The following is an 18,423-nucleotide window of genomic DNA, read 5'->3' as shown; positions in this document are numbered from 1 at the left end:
ATGCGCATCGTTGGGGGTGAATTCCGCGGCCGCGCCCTGGCCACGCCGAAGACGAACGACATCCGGCCGACCATCGACCGGACGCGCGAAAGCCTGTTCAACATCATCGGCCATGTCTACCCGGAAGCGCTCGATGGCACCCGCGTGATCGACCTTTTCGCCGGTACCGGCGCGGTCGGTCTCGAGGCGCTGTCGCGTGGCTGTCGCACGGCGCTGTTCGTCGAGAACGGCGTCGAGGGCCGCGGGCTGCTGTGGGAAAATATCGACAGTCTCGGCCTGCATGGTCGCGCCCGCATCCTGCGTCGGGATGCGACCAGCCTCGGCACGATCGGCAATATCGAGCCGTTCAATTTCCTCTTCGCCGACCCGCCCTATGGCCAGAAGCTCGGTGAGCGTGCGCTTTACGCCGCCCATGCCGGTGGATGGCTGGTGCCGGGCGCTTTGGTGGTTCTGGAAGAAAGATCGGATGTCGAGCTTGCCGTCGATCCGGTCTTTAGGTCACTGGAAAGCCGCATGTTCGGCGATACTCGTGTGGAATTCTATCGCTACGAGCCGGGCTGACGATCCATGAACACCCGCATCACCCTGCCAGACCTCGACGCAGACAAGACCGTAAACGGTCTGCGTTATGCGGTGGCCTTCGGCGGCGGTGGAGCGCGGGGCATTTCCCATATCAGCGTCATCGAGGCGCTGGACGAACTCGGCATCCGGCCGGTGGCGATTTCCGGTTCCTCGATCGGCGCCATCATGGGCGCCGGCATGGCGTCGGGCATGCGCGGTGCCGAGATCCGGGACTATACGCTCCAGACGGTCGGTACCCGCAATTATCTGCTGAACCGTCTTTGGGCGCTTGGGCCTGCCTCGATGCGCGACAAGCTCGGCGGCTTCCGCTTCGGCCATTTCAACCTGGAGCTTATCCTCGAAGCCTTCCTGCCGCCGGAAATCCCGCAGGATTTCGCCGATCTCGCCATCCCATTGAAGATTTCCGCGACCGACTATTACGGCCAGGCGGAGGTGGTGCTGGAGACAGGCGAGTTGCGCGAGGCAATCGCGGCATCAGCCGCCATCCCCGGCCTGTTCATGCCTGTCTGGGTGAACGGCCGGGTGATGATCGATGGCGGTGTGCTGAACCCCATTCCCTACGAGCCGTTGCTGGAATTGGCCGATGTCGTCATCGCCGTCGATGTCGTCGGTGCCCCTGAAGGCGACGGCACCCATCCGCCGAGCCGCATAGACAGCCTGTTCGGCGCAAGCCAGCTCACCATGCAGGCGAGCATTTCACTCAAACTGAAGCTCAACTCGCCGCACATTTTTCTGCGGCCGCAGGTCAACCGCTTTCGCGTTCTGGATTTCCTGCGTGCGCGGGAGATCCTTGACGAGTCAGAGCACGTCAAGGACGAGCTGAAGCGCGCGGTCGACGCGCTGGAAACGGCGGCGGCATCAAGACCGTAGGGCAGCAGTGGAGCGCTCATCCGATGGCGCTTTCGGCAAGGCTCTTACAGGGCAGTCGGCCAGTTGCGGGAGCAGAGGTGCCCGCCGTTCCTGTCGTTTGTATAGAACGGATAGAAAGCCGAATTTTTCACGCCGCCGACGATTTGGCACCCCGGGATATCACGGCACTCTGAAATGAGGCTCAGCGCATCACCGGCATCACATAATTTGTCGCAATGCTCGACATAGACCGTGCCCTCCCGATCTGTCGCAACGAGAGTTGGATGGTCTGGGTTTCCGGCGTCGATATTTCGCAGAAACGCTTCATCGATGGGGAATACACCTGTCGTGGCCGGAGGTGGTGTGTCGGCTCCATAGATCACCGCCGAGGAATGATTGACCGTGGTCGTCAGGTCGTTGCCACAGTAATAGGACAATTCGGTCCTGGCATCTTCACTGCAGCCCGAAAGCATCAGAACAGCTGCCAGTTGATATAAAAGCTTCAAGCGATGACGACCTTCTTGCTGTGACATTGCAAGCCAGCGGAAGCCTGTAGCTTTACCGCCCGCGCGTTACCATTTCCCGACCGAGGCTCCCGCGGACGTTTCTTCCTCGGCATTCTCGACATTCGCGCGTTTCGGCTTGATCAGCGGTTCCGGCTTGACCGGCTCGTTGAACAGCAGTGCCCGCCCGGCACCCAGCCCCTGGACTGCCTGTATCTCCAGCCGCTCCTCGTCGCGGCGGCGGATGTCGTTGCCGATTTCCTCGGCCGCCGCTTCCGACATGCCGAGCGCCTCCAGCGTGCGCCGGCCGAAGAGAAGGCCGGATTCCAGCGTTTCGCGCAGCTCGTATTCGATGCCCTTTTCCCTCAGCGCAAGGGAATGGACGCGGTCATAGGAGCGGACGAACAGCCGGACCGTCGGGAATTCGGCGCGGATCAGATCGACAATGGTGTCGGTCGTTTCCCGTTTCTGGGTGCAGACGACGACGACCTTCGCCCGCTCGATGCCGGATGAGATCAGCACGTCCTTGCGGGTGCCGTCGCCGAAATAGATGCGGAAACCGAAATTGGCCGCCTGCCTTATACGGTCTGCCGAATCGTCGATGACGGTCACGCTCGAGCCGCCGGCGAGCAGGATCTGGGCGGCGATCTGGCCGAAGCGGGAAAAGCCGATCATCATCACATCGGCGCCTGCGCCATCGAAATCCTCTTCCAGTTCCTCCCGCGTCTCGCCGTTGAGAAAGCGTCGCGCAAGCGCTGCCCCAAGTGGCGTCAGCGCCATGGACAGGGTGACGATGGCGATCAGCAGCGAGGCGACGGAGGAGGACAGGAGGCCGGCGGCGGTTGCGGTGGTGAACAGCACGAAGGCGAATTCACCGCCCTGAGGCAGCAGGGAGGCAATCTGGATCGCGTCATTGTGGGGGGAGCCCCAGAGGCGGCAGAGCGCATAGGCGAGCAGCGTCTTGACGGCCATGAAGATGAGCACGGCGGGAATGATGAAGAGGATGTTCTCGACGATCACGTCGACTTCCAACGACAGGCCGACGGCGACGAAGAACAAGGCCAGCAGCAGGCCGCGGAAAGGCTCGATATCGGCCTCCAGCTCGTGCCGATAGGAGGATTCGGCCAACATCACGCCGGCGAGGAACGAGCCCATGGCCATGGATAGCCCGACCGCCTGCATGGCTGCTGCCGCACCGAGAACGACGAGAAGGGCCGCCGCGATCATCACTTCGCGCGCACCCGCCTTGGCGATGATCTGGAACATCGGGTTCAGGAGATATTTGCCGGCGACGACGACGGCGGCGACCGCCGCCACCGCGACGCCGAAATCGATCAGCGGCGTAGCCGCCTGCTCCTCGGTGCCGGGTGCCAGAACCGTGACCAGCGCCAGCAGCGGCACGATCGCAAGATCCTGAAACAGCAAGACCGAGAAGGACCGCTGGCCGTATCGGCTGTTCATCTCGCCGGCATCGTTCAGCAATTGCAGCGCAAAGGCGGTGGAGGAAAGCGCCAGCCCGAAGCCGATGACGAGGCTGCCACGCCAGTCGGACATCCCGGTCCACAGCGCCAGCCCCGCAAGTGCGACACCGGTAAGCAGCACCTGTGCCGGGCCGAGGCCGAAAACATCGCCGCGCATCTGCCACAGCCGCGACGGTTTCAGTTCCAGGCCGATGATGAAGAGCAGGAAGACGACACCGAATTCCGCCACATGCAGCACTTCCTCGGTGTCGCTGATGCTCTGCAGGACCGGACCGATGACGACGCCGGCCGCCAGATAACCGAGGACGGTCCCGAGCCCCAGCCGGCGGAAGATCGGTGCTGCAATCACTGCGCCGGCAAGGAGCAGGAGCATTTCGGAAAACAGCGAGCCGGGTGCAGTCATGCAATAAACTTTCGGGTGGGGCGGCCAGGGTGCGGAACCCAACTGTCAAGAATCGGTGTAGCGCCCTTGATGCGTCGGAGCACGCACAATAAATGGGACGGAACGAAAGGCTTGCAAATATGAGCTCTGAAATTGATTCCGCTTCGCTTCTGGCCCGCGCTTCCGAACTGATCGATCTGGCCAAGGCCGCAGGAGCGGATCAGGCCGATGCCGTCGTGGTGCGCTCCCATTCCCGCTCCGTTTCCGTGCGTCTTGGCAAGGTGGAGGGCACCGAAGCCTCCGAGAACGATGATTTTGCCCTGCGCGTCTTTGTCGGCAAGAAGGTCGCGAGCGTTTCCGCCAATCCCGGCTTCGACATGAAGACGCTGGCCGAGCGCGCCGTCGCCATGGCCAAGGTTTCGCCGGAAGACCCGTTCGCGACGCTCGCCGAGGCGGATCGCCTGGCGACATCCTATCCGGATCTCGAGCTTTACGACCCGACGCATGTGTCGACCGATGAACTGCGCGAAACGGCGCTTGCGATGGAAGCTGCGGCGCTCGGCGTCTCCGGCATCACCAATTCCTCCGGTGCCGGTGCATCCGCTGGCATGGGCGGCATGGTGCTCGTCACGTCGCACGGCTTTTCCGGCTCCTACATAGCTTCCCGCTTCGGCCGCTCCGTCAGCGTCATTGCCGGCGAGGGGACCAAGATGGAGCGCGACTATGATTTCGACAGCCGCCTCTACGCTGCAGACCTCGATGCGCCCGAACTGATCGGTCGTCGCGCCGGCGAGCGTACTGTCGCCCGCGTCAACCCGCGCCAGGTCGAGACTGCCAGCAACGTCACGGTCGTCTTCGATCCGCGCATGGCGCGCGGTTTCGTCGGTCATATCGCCGGCGCCATCAACGGTGCCTCGGTTGCGAGAAAGACCAGCTTCCTGCGCGACAGGATGGGCGAACAGGTGCTGAAGGCGGGCCTCAACATCACCGACGATCCGCTTGTCGTTCGCGGCTCCTCCTCGCGCCCCTTCGACGGCGAAGGTGTTTCTGGCGAGCGGCTGACCATGATCGAGGACGGTGTCCTGCTGCACTGGTTCCTGTCGACCTCGACCGGCAAGGAGCTTGGCCTGTCCACCAATGGCCGCGGCGTGCGCGGCGGCAATTCCGTCGGCCCCGCCTCGACCAATCTCGCGCTCGAACCTGGCGACATCTCGCCGGAAGAGCTGATCGCGCAGGTCGGCACCGGCCTCTACGTGACCGAGCTGATCGGCCAGGGCGTCAACATGATCACCGGCGAATATTCGCGCGGTGCCAGCGGCTTCTGGATCGAGAACGGCAAGCTCTCCTTCCCGGTTTCGGAAGTCACGATCGCTTCCAATCTCAAGGACATGTTCATGCGGGTCACGCCTGCAAACGACATCGACCGCAAATATGGCGTCGCATCCCCGACCATCGCGATCGAGGGCATGACGCTGGCGGGACGGTGAGCATCATGGTTGAGGCTCGCACATCCTGGGATGACGACCTCGCCTTGATCCTCGACGCTGCGCGCGGGGCTGGCGAGATCGCCAACCGCTTCTTCGGACATTCGCCCGAAGTCTGGTGGAAGAACGAAGGCCGTTCGCCGGTGAGCGCTGCCGATTTCGCCGCCAACGACCATCTTCAATCTGTGCTTTTGAAGGCGCGCCCCGATTACGGCTGGCTGTCGGAGGAGACCGATGACGACGATATGCGGCTTTCCCGCGAGACCGTTTTCGTCATCGATCCGATCGACGGAACGAGGGCTTTCATTGCCGGCAAGGCGACGTGGTGCGTATCGGTCGCCGTCGTTCACCAGGGCCGGCCCGTCGCCGGCGTCCTTGTGGCGCCAGCCCTGAACGAAGAATTTTCCGCGGCGCTTGATCGCCCGGCATCGAAGAACGGCATGCCCATCGCCGTCGGAAGTGCCGGCGACGACGGCGAACTGGTTCTCGCCGCCGATGAAAAGATCGTCAGCCGGCTGACCACCGACCTTGGCATTCGCCGCGTGCCGCATGTGCCGTCGCTGGCCTACAGGCTCGCCATGGCAGCGGATGGACGCATCGATGGCACGATTGTGAAGTCGGATTCCCATGACTGGGATCTGGCGGCCGCCGACCTCATTCTGGAGCGTGCGGGCGGCGCCCTGACCGACCTTCAGGGTCGTCCGCTTTCCTATAACCGCAAGACCGTCAGCCATGGCGTGCTTGTGGCCGGAACCAACGAGGCCCGCATGATGCTGATGCCGTATTTGTTGACCGGCGCTGCGGGTTGACCTTTGCCGAGGAATGCAGCAGAGGAGGGGACGGGTACTATAACGGACGGAAGAGCGAAATGACGGAAACGAGCGACAAGAAACAGCTTCTCCACCTGGTCTTCGGTGGTGAGCTTTCCAGCCTTGCAGGCGTCCAGTTCAAGGACCTCTCGGCCCTCGACATCGTCGGCATCTTTCCGGATTATGCCAGCGCGCTGATCGCCTGGCGGGCCAAGGCCCAGGCTACCGTCGACAATGCTGAAATGCGCTATTTCATCGTGCACATGCACCGCCTGCTCGAGCCGGAAGTCAAGTCGGCCTGAGGCAAGATCCGTTAATTATGACAATGAGTCATATTCAGGTGGGGCTCGATAACCCCGCCATTTTGACGTAATTGTAAAACACAGAACGGTTCAGGATATTACTGTTGGGGTAAAGCTTTGATGGCGATCGTCAGCGATCGGGAGCGGATGCGATGAGCAGCGGCCTGGCGCGTGCTGCACTTGCCGGCTATCGCCTGGCCGGCATCGCGCTCTATCCATTGGCGGGTTCCTACCTCTCCTACCGTGCCGTCAAGGGCAAGGAGGATCGCTCCCGCCGTCTGGAGCGCCTCGGTTACGCCAGCGTCGCCCGCCCGCGTGGGCCGCTTGTCTGGGTTCATTCGGCAAGCGTCGGCGAGACCCTGTCCATCCTGCCTTTGATCCGCGAACTGCGTCGCCGCGAAATCCATGTAGTCCTGACCACCGGCACCGTTACCTCGGCGGCCCTTGTCGAGGCTCGGCTCGGTGATGAGGTGATCCATCAATATGTGCCGGTTGACGTGAAATTCCCGGTCAAGCGGTTCATCTCCTACTGGAAGCCCGACGCGTCGATCACGGCGGAATCGGAAATCTGGCCGACGACCGTTGCCGAGCTTGCCCGTCGCAAGATTCCGCAGATCCGGGTCAACGCGCGCATTTCCGACCGTTCCTTCGATCGCTGGCGCAATCATGCGAAGATTGCCGAGACGCTGTTCGAGAAGATGGCGCTGGTCGTTGCCCAGTCGGATCTCGATGCCGAACGTTATCGTGATCTCGGCGCGTGGCCGGTCATCGTCTCGGGTAACCTGAAGAGCGATACCGACCCGCCGCCTTGCGACGAGGAATTGCTGGCGAAATACAAGGGCCAGATCGGCGGACGGAGCACCTGGGCCGCGATTTCCACCTTCGACGGTGAGGAAAAGGCGGCGGCCGTGGTCCACCGGGCATTGAAGCCGAAGAATGGCCAGCTGACCATCATCGTGCCGCGCCATCCGGACCGCGCCGATGCCATAGAGGCGATGCTGCAGGAAGAGGGACTGAACGTCGCTCGCCGTTCGCGCGACGACGTAATCACAGCCGAAACCGATATTTTCCTCGGAGACAGTATCGGCGAAATGGGCCTCTATCTTCGCCTGACCGAGATCGCATTCGTTGGCCGGTCGCTGACAAACGAGGGCGGCCAGAACCCGCTGGAGCCGGCAATGATCGGCTGTGCCGTCTTGACTGGTCCGAACATCCAGAATTTCCGTGATGCCTATCAGCATCTGGTGCGCAAGGGCGGCGCCCGTGTGGTCAAGGACGTCGAGATGCTGGCCAAGGCCGTGCATTACCTGATCATCACCGACCCCGCCCGCCGCAAGATGGTCGATGCCGGTCAAGACGCGATGGAGGAAATGCGCGGCGCCCTGTCGAAGACGGTGAAGGCGCTTGAGCCCTATATCAATCCGCTCACGGTTTCGGCCCGGCTGCAGCCGAAAGCGGTAACGGCGGGTAGTGCCCCGTGACGCCGCCCGTGCCGACGCCTGCAATTGGCGGCATTCTCTTCGACAAGGACGGCACGCTTCTCCGCTATGACGAGAGCTGGGGCCCGGTAAACCGTGAGGCTGCGCGCATCGCCGCTGCCGGCAATGCCCAACTGGAGCCTCGCCTTCTCATCGCCGGTGGCATGGATCCTGTTACCGGCCAGACGATGGCCGACAGCTTGCTTGCAGCCGGCAACGCCGCCGAAATTGCCGAAGGTTTTGTCGCGGCGGGTTCGCCCTTCGAACCGGAGACACTTGCGGCAGAACTCGACGCGCTCTTCGTCCGGGCAGCCGAATTTTCCGTGCCGGTTACCGATCTTGCCCCGCTTTTTGCGCAATTGAAGGAAAGAGGGCTGAAGCTCGGCATCGCCTCCAGCGACAACGAAATGGCGATCCGCCGCACCGCCGAACATTTCGGCATTGCCGGCCATGTCGATTTCATCGCCGGCTACGACAGCGGCTTCGGTGCCAAGCCCGGACCCGGCATGTTTCTCGCATTCTGCGATGCGACCGGCCTTGCGCCGGCGCAAGTGGCGATGGTCGGCGACAACAACCACGACATGTTGATGGGCCGCGCCGGTGGCGCCGGCCTGAACATTGCGGTGCTGAGCGGGACGGGCACACGCGAGACACTGTCGAAGCTCGCCGATCATTGCGTTGAGGATATCACCGCGCTCGAAACCGTGATCACCGCCCCCCGCAAGACAGCGGCAGGGGAATAGCGGCCATGGTTTCCGAAGCGCCGCCCTTCTGGTGGGAAAAGGCAGACTGGCGCGCCTTCGTGCTCAAGCCCATCTCGGCGATTTACGGCAAGGTGTCCGGCCGCAGGATGCGGACGGCAAGGCGAGCCTCGGCTCCGGTGCCGGTCATCTGCATCGGCAATTTCACCGTTGGCGGCGCCGGCAAGACCCCGACCGCGATCGCGATGGCGCGTGCCGCCAGGGCCTTGGGACACAAGCCCGGTTTCCTCAGCAGGGGCTATGGCGGATCGCTTGACGTCACCACGCTTGTCGACCGCGAACACCACCGCGCCGATGCCGTCGGCGACGAGGCGCTGCTGCTTGCGGCCGAGGCGACGACGGTGATTTCGAGACGCCGCGTGGAGGGGGCCAAAAGGCTGGCGGCCGAAGGCGCCGACCTGATCATCATGGATGACGGCTTCCAGAGTGCCCGTCTTCACCTCGACTATGCGCTAGTCGTCATCGACACCGTGCGGGGCATCGGCAATGGCCATCTCGTCCCAGGCGGCCCGGTTCGGGCGCCGATCGCCGAACAGATGCGGCAACTGTCCGCGATCCTGAAGGTCGGCGATGGAGAGGCGGCCGACGCGCTGGTCCGCCAGGCGGCCCGTGCGGGAAAGGCCATCTACGTGGCGGCCATCCGACCCCATGACGCCCAGGCGCTCGCCGGCCAGGATGTGTTTGCCTATGCCGGGATCGCCGATACGGCAAAATTCTACCGCACGGTCGAGGCGGTCGGTGGCCGGATCGGCAAGACCCGTTCCTTCCCCGATCACCACTATTTCAGCGAGGACGAGATCCGGTCGCTGCTGGAGGATGCCGGGCGCGAGAACCTCACTCTCGTCACGACGGCAAAGGATGCAGCCCGTCTCGCCGGACATTCGGGCGTTGCCCGCACGCTCTTGGAACGCTCGAAGATCGTGGAGATCGACATAGTCTTCGACGATCCGCGCGCACCGGCCGCGATCATCGAAACGGCATTCCGCAATTTCCGCGAACGCCGGCTGCGTGAAGGTTCGGCGAGCGCCAAGTGAAAGCTGCCGGTCCGACGTCTCCTCCTTGACATAACATCGTATGTGATATCATGTTGGTTCATGATCGTCGCTGACGCCAATGTCGTTGTTTCGGCTTTACGCTCATCGAACGGAGCGTCGCATCGGCTTTTGCGGGAAATGTTGCTCGGCAATGTGCCATTTGCGCTCTCGCCTGCGGTGGCCTTTGAATACGAAGATGTCCTAAAGAGGCCCGGCATTCTAGGCGATAGTCCGTGGTTGAGCGGGAGTGAGATCGACACGCTGCTGGACGCGCTTTTCGCCAGGGCGACGATCATTTCGCCGTGGTTCCGGTTCAGACCGTTTCTCGCGGACCCGAAGGACGACATCTACATCGAATGCGCGTTGGCAGCAGGCGCGGCATTGATCGTGAGCAACGATCGTCACTTCCGGCATCCAGCGGTGACCGCGTTCGGCATGTCGGTCATCAGCGCCGGCGATTTTATTGCGGAAATGACGAGAAGGAGAAAATAGAGATGAGCACTTATCCTCTCAGATTGGCGGATCACGTCATGGAAGAGGCCAAGCAAGCGGCGGCGGAAGACAATGTCTCGCTCAACCAGCTGCTCTCTGCGTTCATCGCCGATGGCATCGGCCATCGGCGCGCGATCATGATGCTTAAGAAGCGCGCGGCAGGCGGAAATGTCGAGGCGGCATTGGCCATTCTGGACCGTACGCCTGACGCAAAACCTGATCCAGGCGATGAGTTGGTCGAGCCGCGCAGAAACCGATCCTAGGACCGCTTCTGATCAGGTCCGCTTCTGGTTAGGCAGGGCGCCGGCGCGTTTTTCGGCCTCGAGCGAGGTTTCGCAATCGGCATAGGCTTCCTGACGGGCGACGCTCCAGTAGCGCAGCTCGTCGATCGGGATCTGCACGCCGCTCATGGCGCAGACGACGTAGGACCCGGCGCTTAAGACCTGATAGTCACCGTCGAGATAGCGGATCTTGGCTTCGCGAAAGCCGCTTCCCTCAAACCGGTTCATCCTGGGTCTCCTGCCGAAAAACATGGGCACACCGTCTAACCCGAACCGGGCGCCATTTCCAGCGATCGGCCCGAAAAATCGGAAACGACCTGCGAAAACATTAAAGTTGGCCCCCTAACTCACAGGCGCCGGAACTATCATGGGTCGCGAGGCACCCCCGGCGAGCCGGCGTGTTTCAGCTTCGGCCGAACAGCCGCTCGATATCCGCGAGCTTGAGTTCGATATAGGTCGGCCGGCCGTGATTGCAGGTGCCGGAGCCGGGTGTGGCCTCCATCTGCCGCAACAGCGCATTCATCTCGTCCGGCTTCAGCCGCCGGCCGGAGCGGACCGAACCGTGGCAGGCCATGGTCGCGGCGATATATTCGAGCTTGTTGCGCAACCCGCTTGCCGTATTCCACTCGGCGATCTCGTCGGCGAGATCGCGCACCAGCGCGGAGGCATCCACTTCGCCGAGCATGGCCGGCGTCTCGCGCACGGCAACGGCACCGGGCCCGAAGCGCTCGATCGCAAGCCCAAGCCGGTCGAGATCCTCCGCATGGGCCATCAGCCTGTCGCAGTCTTCCTCCGGCAGGTCGATGATGTCGGGGATCAGCAGAACCTGCGAGGCGAGGCGGTCGTTTTCCAGCGCCTTGCGCAGGTTTTCGTAGACGAGCCGTTCGTGGGCGGCGTGCTGGTCGACGATGACCAGCCCGTTTTCCGTCTGGGCGACGATGTAGTTCTCGTGCACCTGCGCCCGGGCGGCGCCGAGCCGGTATCCGGCGGCATTCGTCTCGGGCACATAGGCGGGCTCGGAAATCGTATCGGCGCGGGCGGTCGGCGCGGCGAAGGCATCGAAGCCGGACTGGCTCGGCCGGGCTTGATAGGGAGTGGCGGCGGCAAGATCGAGCGGGCGGGAAACCGATGAAGAGGCTGACCATGGAGCCTGTTGGGAAGCGGCATGCTGCCAGGCCTGTGGCGTGGCGTTCGGTCTCGTGTTTTCGGAAAATCCCGGCTGGAAGGCGCGCAGCATCGCGGCGGCACCGGTCGTCGCGGCGCGGTCGCCCTCCCGGTGCAGCGCCTGCCGGATCGCGCCGACGATCAGTCCGCGCACCAGCTGCGGATCGCGGAAGCGCACATCGGCCTTGGCCGGGTGGACGTTGACATCGACCAGCGCCGGATCGAGCTTGATCGACAGGACCGCGACGGGATAACGGCCCGACGGCATCTGCTCGGCATAGGCGCCGCGGATCGCCGATAGGATCAGCTTGTCCTGCACCGGCCGGCCGTTGACGAAAGCGAACTGGTGGGCGGAGTTGCCGCGATGGAAGGTCGGCACGCCGACGAAGCCGGAAAGCGACACGTCCTCGCGGGCGGCATCGATCTCGATCGAATTGTCCTTGAACTCGGCCCCCAGCACCTGCGCCATGCGGGCAAGCCGGTCGTCGCTTGTTGCGGGAAATTCCAGCGTCGAACGGTCGGGGCCGGACAGCACAAATCTGATCTGCGGAAAGGCGATCGCCATCCGCTTGACGACCTCGGTGATCGCTGCCGCCTCGGCCCGCTCGGTGTTCATGAACTTGAGGCGGGCAGGGGTGGCGAAGAACAGGTCGCGGACCTCGACGACAGTGCCGGCATTGGCGGGTGCGGGCTTGACCGTCGAGGCCTGGCCGCCATTGACGGAGACCTGATAGCCCTCCGCCTCGCCATGGCGGCGGCTGGTGATCGTCAGCCGCGCGACGGAGCCGATCGACGGCAGCGCTTCGCCGCGGAAGCCCAAAGTATGGATGTCGTCGAGCGTCGTCGAAATCTTCGAGGTGCAGTGCCGCCGCACGGCAAGTTCGAGGTCGGCGGCATTCATGCCCGAACCGTTGTCGGTGATGCGGATCAGGCTCTTGCCGCCGCCGGCGGTGGCGATCTCGATACGGGTCGCGCCGGCATCTATGGCGTTCTCGACCAGTTCCTTCGTCGCGCTGGCCGGTCTTTCGATGACCTCGCCGGCGGCGATCTGGTTGATCAGGGTTTCTGGCAGGAGCTGTACGGGCATGGCCTCATTTTCGGGGATTCGTCGGTTGGAGGAAAGGGCGCGAAGACGATTATCCCTCGGTAATAGGGCGGCTGCGGTTTGTCATTAATTGGGCCTTAAGAGAAACCTGATAGTCTCTAACTGTTGAAATGGATGAAACCGGGAGAGTTTCGCTCTCCGCGAGCGACTGAAGCGACGGCCAGCTGGGCACCGTCGCATTGTTTTGGCCGCCCGTTGAAGACTTGGAGCCAGCATGTATCACCCTACCAATCTGACCGGACGTGAAGGAAGCCTCGCCGATCGTGCGTGGGGTCGATTGACCGGGCGCGGCTGCAGGCCGGCCTGAGAGCATACGGAGTTTCATCCCATGAATGATTTGGACACGGCGGATCCGAACATTCAGTCTGCCATTCTGGAAGCGATGTCCGAAGGCGTGTCCGCGGGCGTGCTTCTATACGACAAGAACGACCAGATTGTTTTTGCCAGCCAGCAGTTCGCGTCCCTTCTCTCGGTCGCGAAAGATCTGCTTTCGCCCGGAACGCGCCTGCGTGATCTGCTGGTCGCGATACATGATGCCGGCATCCACCTGGGTGCCGATGCCCATGGCCAGCGGCGGTCGCTCAGCCGGGAAGACTGGCTCGCCGAACAGATCTCTGGAATGTGGAAGGAACGAGCCGAGGCGCTCGAATGCGTCCGTCAGGACCGCTGGCTACGCGTCACCAAGCGCCGCATGCCGTCGGGCTACGGCGTCTGCGTCGTCAAGGATGTCTCCGAACAGAAGCGGCGCGAGGACCAGTGGCGGCTTGATACCGAGCGGGTCCAGATCACCGAAGAGGTTCTGGACAACCTGCCTTTTCCGATTTCCGTCAAGGACGGCAACGGCACATTCGTCGCCATCAATCGTGCCAATTGCGATTTTCTCGACCTGAACGCCGATGCTATTCTCGGCAATAGCGGCTCCGACATCAATCCGCCGGCGCTCGAGGAGCGCCTCGGGCCGATCAACCGCGAAGTCTACGAAACCGGCATCCCCGTCGACCTTCCCGAACGTATCATCCGCCCGGATGGATCGACCGCCATCGTCGTCGTGCACAAGTATCGCGTCGGCAAGCCCGGTCGCTATTATCTGGTGACGCTGAAACAGGATGTCTCGGCGCTTGTGGCGCAGGAAGGCGATGGGCAACCGCTGGTGCCGCGGATCAGGGAGGAGGATCTCGTCGAGATCGATCTTACCCGCCGCGAAATTCCGGCCTCGCCAAAGCCCCATGTTCAGGCGGATCTCGCCGACGCAAAGATCCTGGTCGTCGCTGCTTCGCTCGATACCGAGGCCCGCGCCGTCGCCATTCTCGGTGAACAGGGTGCGGACGTTTCCGCCGTCTCGGGACCGGACGAGCTCGCGCTCTTCCTCCAGCTTGCATCCGAATCGGATGTCCGTATCGATCTGGTCGTGGTCGACACCCGCATGAGAAGCGATTGCGTGCAGGTGGCCGATGCCCATGGAACGCCGGTGTTGAGGATCGATCCGCTCATCCTGGAGCGTGATCTGCCGCTGTTCGTCAGCGCCGAACTCAAGCGGGCATCCGAGGAGATGGTCGTGTCGCCGTCGGAAGACTGGCATCCGGGCACGCCGGAGAACGATCGCCAGATCGACATCCTCGTTGCCGAAGACAATGAAGTGAACCAGATCGTCTTTTCCCAGATCATCGAAAGCTTCGGCTATCGTTATGCGCTGGCCGTGGATGGCGAGGAGGCCGTGCGCCTGTGGCGGGAACATTCGCCGCGCCTGGTGCTGATGGACGTGACGCTGCCGAAACTCACCGGTTTCGAGGCATCTGCCGCCATCCGGGCGCTGGAAGGCAATTCGTCGCCTGTCCCGATCGTCGGCGTGCTGGCCCAGGCCTTCGATCGCGACCGGGAAAGCTGCTTTGGCGCGGGCATGGATGATGTCATCCTGAAGCCGATCAGCCCGGAGGCGCTCGATGCCGTCTTCCGGCGCTTCCTGACCGATGGCGACGATGTTTCAGAACCCGTCGAACTGGCCGCGTCCTAGCACTCGATGCGCGTCGCAGATTAGGACATCTGCCACATTGCACGGCAAGGTTTCTTAATCTTTGTCAAGCATTCTGCCGGCAATTCGAGGGCGGGATATTCATGAAGTCAGCGGTCAACCCATTGCCGCAGGTCAGCCAGAACGAGCTGCAGGCCATGGCCTACAGCGATCCGCTGACCGGGCTAGGCAATCGCTACCGCCTGCGTGACAAGGTGCGGCTTCTGGCCGCCGAGCGCGCCGACGACCCCGCACCTTTCACCATCTGCATCGCCAATCTCGACGGTTTCAAGCCGATCAACGATCTTTTCGGCTCCGAGGCCGGCGACGAAATTCTCTGCCAGGTGGCCCATCGCCTGAAAGCCTGTATTCCGGACGGCGCCATCGTCACCCGCCATGACGGCGATGAGTTCGCCTTTGTCCTGCCGCTCGTTTTCGAGCGCCTCGGTGCCGAACGCATCGGCCAGATGATGAAGGACGTGCTGTCGGCGCCTTACGATCTGGGCGACCGCAATGTCCGGCTTTCCGCCTCCTTCGGCTTTGCCATCTATCCCTTTGCCGGGGAAGAGTCCGAGGAGCTGTTGAAGAGTGCCGAGACGGCGCTCTACCGCTCAAAGCGCCGCGGCCGTGGCCAGATCACCGTCTATTCCACCGAGATCGCCCAGGAGATGCGACGCGCAACGCAGATCGAGCAGGCGCTCCGCCATGCCATCATCTCGGATGCGGTCGACGTCCATTTCCAGCCCATCGTGCGCATTCGCGACGGCATGGTGGCAGGCTTCGAGGCGCTCGCACGCTGGCGTGATCCGGATCTCGGCCAGGTCTCGCCGGCCACCTTCGTGCCGCTTGCCGAGGAACGCGGTTTCATCGACGCACTGTCGGATACGTTGCTGCGCAAGGCGGCCGAGGCTGCGCTGTCCTGGCCGCGCGAGCTCTTTCTGTCCTTCAACCTGTCCTCCGCCCAGCTGATGGATCCGGGGACCTCGGGCAATATCCTCTCGACCCTGTCGCGCGTCGGCCTTGATCCCCGGCGTCTGGAACTGGAGATTACCGAGACGGCGGTTATGACCTCGGCCGACACGGCGGAGCGGATCATCTCCGACCTGAGGCAGAAGGGCGTGCGCATCTCGCTCGACGATTTCGGTACCGGCCAGTCGAGCCTCGGGCGCCTTCGCGATTTCACCTTCGACAAGGTGAAGATTGACCGCGCCTTCATTTCCCGCATCACGTCGGATCGGGCCTCCGAACATATCGTCCGCGCCATCATCGCCATGTGCCAGGGGCTCGACCTCGAAGTGGTCGCCGAAGGCATCGAGGAGAAAGCCGATGTCGAGATGCTGCGCGCCCTCGGCTGCGGTATGGGGCAGGGCTTTCACTACGGCAGGCCCAAGGACGGGGCTTCGACCCTGCATTATCTCCACGAGCACTACCACGACTTCATGATGATCGAGCGCATCTAGCCGTTCGTTATCGTCCGGTCCTAACGCGGCCAAGGGCGGCTCGACGGCGCATGGCGGATAGTCCGCGACGCGTCTGGTCCTCGCCATGATTTGTCGCCTGCGCGATGATGGGTCTTTTGCTGGCGCGAGACCTTCCGATGTCGACATCCAACGACCCCCTGCTGCAGCCGTTTCAGCTCAAGCATCTGCGGCTCAAGAACCGCATCATGTCGACCGCCCATGAACCGGCTTATTCCGAGGACGGAATGCCGAAGGATCGCTACCGGCTCTACCATCTGGAAAAGGCCAAGGGCGGCATCGCCATGACCATGACGGCAGGCTCGGCCAGCGTCTCGGCCGACAGCCCGCCCGCCTTCGGCAACCTCTTGGCCTACAAGGACGAGATCGTGCCGTGGCTGAAGAAGCTGACTGACGACTGTCACGAGCACGACACGGCGGTGATGATCCAGCTCACCCATCTCGGTCGGCGCACCAACTGGAACAAGGGCAACTGGCTGCCGGTCTTGGCACCGTCGCCGATCCGTGAGCCCGCCCATCGCGCCTTTCCGAAGGAAATGGAAGACTGGGACATCGAGCGGATCGTCGCCGACTATGCCGATGCCGCAGCCCGCATGCAGGAAGGCGGCCTCGATGGGATTGAGATCGAGGCCTATGGCCACCTGATGGACCAGTTCTGGTCACCCGCCACCAATCGCCGCGAGGATGAGTTCGGCGGACCCTTGGAAAACCGCATGCGCTTCTCCGACATGGTGCTGACGGCAATCCGCAAATCCGTCGGGCCTGACTTCATCGTCGGCATCCGCATGGTGGCGGATGAGGACTGGGAGAAGGGCCTGTCGAAGGAGGAGGGGATAGAGATCGCCCGCCGGCTGGTGGCCTCGGGCAATGTCGATTTTCTCAATGTCATCCGCGGCCATATCGACCACGACGCCTCGCTGAACGATGTCATCCCGATCCAGGGCATGCGCGCCTCGCCGCATCTCGATTTCGCCGGAGAGGTGAGGGCGGCGACGAAATTCCCGGTCTTCCATGCCGCCCGCATCGCCGATGTCGCGACCGCCCGTCACGCGATCGCCGAGGGCAAGCTCGACATGGTCGGCATGACCCGCGCTCATATCGCCGACCCGCATATCGTCAGGAAGATCATGCGCGGGGAAGAGGCTCGCATCCGCCCTTGCGTCGGCGCCACCTACTGTCTCGATCGAATCTACGAGGGCGGCGAGGCGCTTTGTATTCACAATGCGGCAACCGGCCGCGAAGCGCTCATTCCCCATGATATCGCACCTGCCGAAAAGGCTCGCCGCGCCGTCGTGGTCGGAGCCGGCCCGGCGGGACTGGAGGCGGCGCGTGTGCTTGCCGAGCGCGGCCATGCCGTGACCGTGCTGGAGGCGACGGGCGAGGCCGGCGGCCAGGTCAATCTCCTGATCCGCAACCCGCGCCGTAAGGAAATGGTCGGCATCGTCGACTGGCGACTTGCCGAACTCGAACGCCTCGGCGTCGAGATCCGCTATGATGTCTATGCCGAGGGCGCGGATGTTCTGGCGCTCGAGCCGGATCTGGTGGTCGTCGCGACCGGCGGCTTCGCCCAGGTGCCGGAGCTGGATGCGGGCGAAGATCTGGTAACCAGCAGCTGGGATATCCTGGCCGGTGCGGTCAAGCCGTCGGGTCCGGTATTGCTGTTCGACGACAATGGTGGCCATCCGGGCATGAGTGCTGCGGAAGTGATCGCGGCATCGGGTGCCGAGCTGGAACTCGTCTCGCCCGAACGCTTCTTCGCGCCTGAGATGGGCGGCATGAACCATGTGCCCTATGCCAAGGCCTTTGCCGAAAAACAGGTGACGGTGACCATCAACACACAGCTGAAATCCGTCCGCCGCGAGGGAAACGGCCTGACAGCCGTGCTGGGCTCGGATTACTCCGATGCCACCGTCGAGCGGCGCGTCGCCCAGGTGGTTGTCGAGCATGGGACCCAGGCGAATGCGGATCTGTTTCTGGAACTCAAACCGTCATCCAGAAATCTCGGCGCGGTCGACTACGGGGCTCTGATTGCGCGTCAGCCGCCCCTGGCCGGGAAGAATGAAAGCGGGAGCTTCGATCTGGTGCGGATCGGCGATGCCGTGTCGAGCCGCAATATCCATGCGGCGATCTACGACGCGCTACGCCTCTGTTCCCTTTTGTAGGAAACGAAGAAGGGGCGGTGCCGCAGCACCGCCCCTCATCAGTCTCGCCATCGGCGATGATCCACTCG

At 63.0% G+C, this 18,423-nt stretch carries 17 protein-coding genes; 13 read left to right on the top strand and 4 right to left on the bottom strand.

The features are described 5' to 3' along the window. A complete protein-coding gene (gene rsmD / locus BM216_RS08670; RefSeq protein WP_092997964.1) occupies positions 1–561 on the top strand; it encodes a 16S rRNA (guanine(966)-N(2))-methyltransferase RsmD in 561 nt (186 codons plus the stop codon). A gap of 6 nt (positions 562–567) precedes the next feature. After that, complete coding sequence (locus BM216_RS08665) at positions 568–1,452, top strand: patatin-like phospholipase family protein (RefSeq protein ID WP_092997962.1); 885 nt, start codon at positions 568–570, stop codon at positions 1,450–1,452. Positions 1,453–1,496: 44 nt separating this feature from the next. On the opposite strand, the gene BM216_RS08660 is transcribed toward BM216_RS08665, so the two are convergent. Both BM216_RS08660 and BM216_RS08655 read right to left on the bottom strand, forming a co-directional pair. Continuing rightward, the gene (locus tag BM216_RS08660; RefSeq protein ID WP_143102757.1) at positions 1,497–1,964 is read right to left on the bottom strand and encodes a hypothetical protein; all 468 of its coding nucleotides are present in this window, start codon (positions 1,962–1,964) and stop codon (positions 1,497–1,499) included. Between the two features lie 39 nt (positions 1,965–2,003). Next, the gene (locus BM216_RS08655) at positions 2,004–3,818 is read right to left on the bottom strand and encodes a monovalent cation:proton antiporter-2 (CPA2) family protein (RefSeq protein WP_092997957.1); all 1,815 of its coding nucleotides are present in this window, start codon (positions 3,816–3,818) and stop codon (positions 2,004–2,006) included. 119 nt (positions 3,819–3,937) lie between these two features. On the opposite strand from BM216_RS08655, the gene BM216_RS08650 reads away from it, so the two are divergent. The 8 genes from BM216_RS08650 (at position 3,938) to BM216_RS08615 (ending at position 10,420) form a co-directional block, all read left to right on the top strand. Continuing rightward, positions 3,938–5,284, top strand: a complete 1,347-nt coding sequence (locus BM216_RS08650; protein WP_092998506.1) for a TldD/PmbA family protein — start codon at positions 3,938–3,940, stop codon at positions 5,282–5,284. Between the two features lie 5 nt (positions 5,285–5,289). Continuing rightward, the gene (locus BM216_RS08645) at positions 5,290–6,090 is read left to right on the top strand and encodes a 3'(2'),5'-bisphosphate nucleotidase CysQ (RefSeq protein WP_092997954.1); all 801 of its coding nucleotides are present in this window, start codon (positions 5,290–5,292) and stop codon (positions 6,088–6,090) included. Positions 6,091–6,149: 59 nt separating this feature from the next. After that, positions 6,150–6,392, top strand: coding sequence for a DUF4170 domain-containing protein (locus BM216_RS08640; protein ID WP_092997951.1), 243 nt, complete (start codon positions 6,150–6,152; stop codon positions 6,390–6,392). A 152-nt stretch (positions 6,393–6,544) separates the two neighbouring features. Beyond that, entirely contained in the window at positions 6,545–7,873 is a 1,329-nt protein-coding gene (waaA, locus tag BM216_RS08635) for a lipid IV(A) 3-deoxy-D-manno-octulosonic acid transferase (protein ID WP_092997948.1), read from the top strand. A gap of 8 nt (positions 7,874–7,881) precedes the next feature. Next, a complete protein-coding gene (locus BM216_RS08630) occupies positions 7,882–8,613 on the top strand; it encodes an HAD family hydrolase (RefSeq protein WP_092998504.1) in 732 nt (243 codons plus the stop codon). Between the two features lie 5 nt (positions 8,614–8,618). Continuing rightward, on the top strand, positions 8,619–9,665 hold the full coding sequence (gene lpxK / locus BM216_RS08625) for a tetraacyldisaccharide 4'-kinase (protein ID WP_092997945.1): 1,047 nt from the start codon (positions 8,619–8,621) through the stop codon (positions 9,663–9,665). A 60-nt stretch (positions 9,666–9,725) separates the two neighbouring features. Further along, positions 9,726–10,157: a putative toxin-antitoxin system toxin component, PIN family gene (locus BM216_RS08620; protein WP_092997942.1), complete on the top strand. Its 432-nt coding sequence runs from the start codon at positions 9,726–9,728 to the stop codon at positions 10,155–10,157. A gap of 38 nt (positions 10,158–10,195) precedes the next feature. After that, positions 10,196–10,420 carry a hypothetical protein gene (locus tag BM216_RS08615; RefSeq protein ID WP_244530122.1) on the top strand — a complete coding sequence of 75 codons (225 nt, stop codon included), beginning with the start codon at positions 10,196–10,198 and terminating at the stop codon, positions 10,418–10,420. A gap of 12 nt (positions 10,421–10,432) precedes the next feature. Here the strand turns inward: BM216_RS08615 and BM216_RS08610 are convergent, their stop codons facing one another. Further along, positions 10,433–10,666: a DUF2093 domain-containing protein gene (locus BM216_RS08610; RefSeq protein ID WP_092997936.1), complete on the bottom strand. Its 234-nt coding sequence runs from the start codon at positions 10,664–10,666 to the stop codon at positions 10,433–10,435. A gap of 175 nt (positions 10,667–10,841) precedes the next feature. Next, complete coding sequence (mutL, locus tag BM216_RS08605) at positions 10,842–12,689, bottom strand: DNA mismatch repair endonuclease MutL (protein ID WP_092997933.1); 1,848 nt, start codon at positions 12,687–12,689, stop codon at positions 10,842–10,844. Between the two features lie 346 nt (positions 12,690–13,035). On the opposite strand from mutL, the gene BM216_RS08600 reads away from it, so the two are divergent. From BM216_RS08600 to BM216_RS08590, 3 genes are all read left to right on the top strand, one after another. Then, complete coding sequence (locus BM216_RS08600; protein ID WP_092997930.1) at positions 13,036–14,718, top strand: response regulator; 1,683 nt, start codon at positions 13,036–13,038, stop codon at positions 14,716–14,718. Between the two features lie 101 nt (positions 14,719–14,819). After that, complete coding sequence (locus tag BM216_RS08595) at positions 14,820–16,175, top strand: putative bifunctional diguanylate cyclase/phosphodiesterase (RefSeq protein WP_092997927.1); 1,356 nt, start codon at positions 14,820–14,822, stop codon at positions 16,173–16,175. Positions 16,176–16,312: 137 nt separating this feature from the next. Then, a complete protein-coding gene (locus BM216_RS08590) occupies positions 16,313–18,355 on the top strand; it encodes an NADH:flavin oxidoreductase (protein ID WP_092997924.1) in 2,043 nt (680 codons plus the stop codon). Positions 18,356–18,423 lie beyond the last annotated feature (68 nt).

Origin of the sequence: Rhizobium sp. NFR07 (assembly GCF_900111905.1) — a bacterium.
Classification (GTDB): domain Bacteria; phylum Pseudomonadota; class Alphaproteobacteria; order Rhizobiales; family Rhizobiaceae; genus Neorhizobium.
The sequence above is the reverse complement of the archived record's forward strand: the minus strand, read 5'-3'. Positions and strand labels throughout refer to the sequence as shown.

Excerpts from the sequence above, each read along its gene's own strand:
- rsmD (WP_092997964.1), top strand. The coding sequence starts at position 1 with ATGCGCATCGTTGGGGGTGAATTCCGCGGCCGCGCCCTGGCCACGCCG.
- BM216_RS08665 (WP_092997962.1), top strand. The coding sequence starts at position 568 with ATGAACACCCGCATCACCCTGCCAGACCTCGACGCAGACAAGACCGTA.
- BM216_RS08660 (WP_143102757.1), bottom strand. The coding sequence starts at position 1,964 with ATGTCACAGCAAGAAGGTCGTCATCGCTTGAAGCTTTTATATCAACTG.
- BM216_RS08655 (WP_092997957.1), bottom strand. The coding sequence starts at position 3,818 with ATGACTGCACCCGGCTCGCTGTTTTCCGAAATGCTCCTGCTCCTTGCC.
- BM216_RS08650 (WP_092998506.1), top strand. The coding sequence starts at position 3,938 with ATGAGCTCTGAAATTGATTCCGCTTCGCTTCTGGCCCGCGCTTCCGAA.
- BM216_RS08645 (WP_092997954.1), top strand. The coding sequence starts at position 5,290 with ATGGTTGAGGCTCGCACATCCTGGGATGACGACCTCGCCTTGATCCTC.
- BM216_RS08640 (WP_092997951.1), top strand. The coding sequence starts at position 6,150 with ATGACGGAAACGAGCGACAAGAAACAGCTTCTCCACCTGGTCTTCGGT.
- waaA (WP_092997948.1), top strand. The coding sequence starts at position 6,545 with ATGAGCAGCGGCCTGGCGCGTGCTGCACTTGCCGGCTATCGCCTGGCC.
- lpxK (WP_092997945.1), top strand. The coding sequence starts at position 8,619 with ATGGTTTCCGAAGCGCCGCCCTTCTGGTGGGAAAAGGCAGACTGGCGC.
- BM216_RS08620 (WP_092997942.1), top strand. The coding sequence starts at position 9,726 with ATGATCGTCGCTGACGCCAATGTCGTTGTTTCGGCTTTACGCTCATCG.
- BM216_RS08615 (WP_244530122.1), top strand. The coding sequence starts at position 10,196 with ATGGAAGAGGCCAAGCAAGCGGCGGCGGAAGACAATGTCTCGCTCAAC.
- BM216_RS08610 (WP_092997936.1), bottom strand. The coding sequence starts at position 10,666 with ATGAACCGGTTTGAGGGAAGCGGCTTTCGCGAAGCCAAGATCCGCTAT.
- mutL (WP_092997933.1), bottom strand. The coding sequence starts at position 12,689 with ATGCCCGTACAGCTCCTGCCAGAAACCCTGATCAACCAGATCGCCGCC.
- BM216_RS08600 (WP_092997930.1), top strand. The coding sequence starts at position 13,036 with ATGAATGATTTGGACACGGCGGATCCGAACATTCAGTCTGCCATTCTG.
- BM216_RS08595 (WP_092997927.1), top strand. The coding sequence starts at position 14,820 with ATGAAGTCAGCGGTCAACCCATTGCCGCAGGTCAGCCAGAACGAGCTG.
- BM216_RS08590 (WP_092997924.1), top strand. The coding sequence starts at position 16,313 with ATGTCGACATCCAACGACCCCCTGCTGCAGCCGTTTCAGCTCAAGCAT.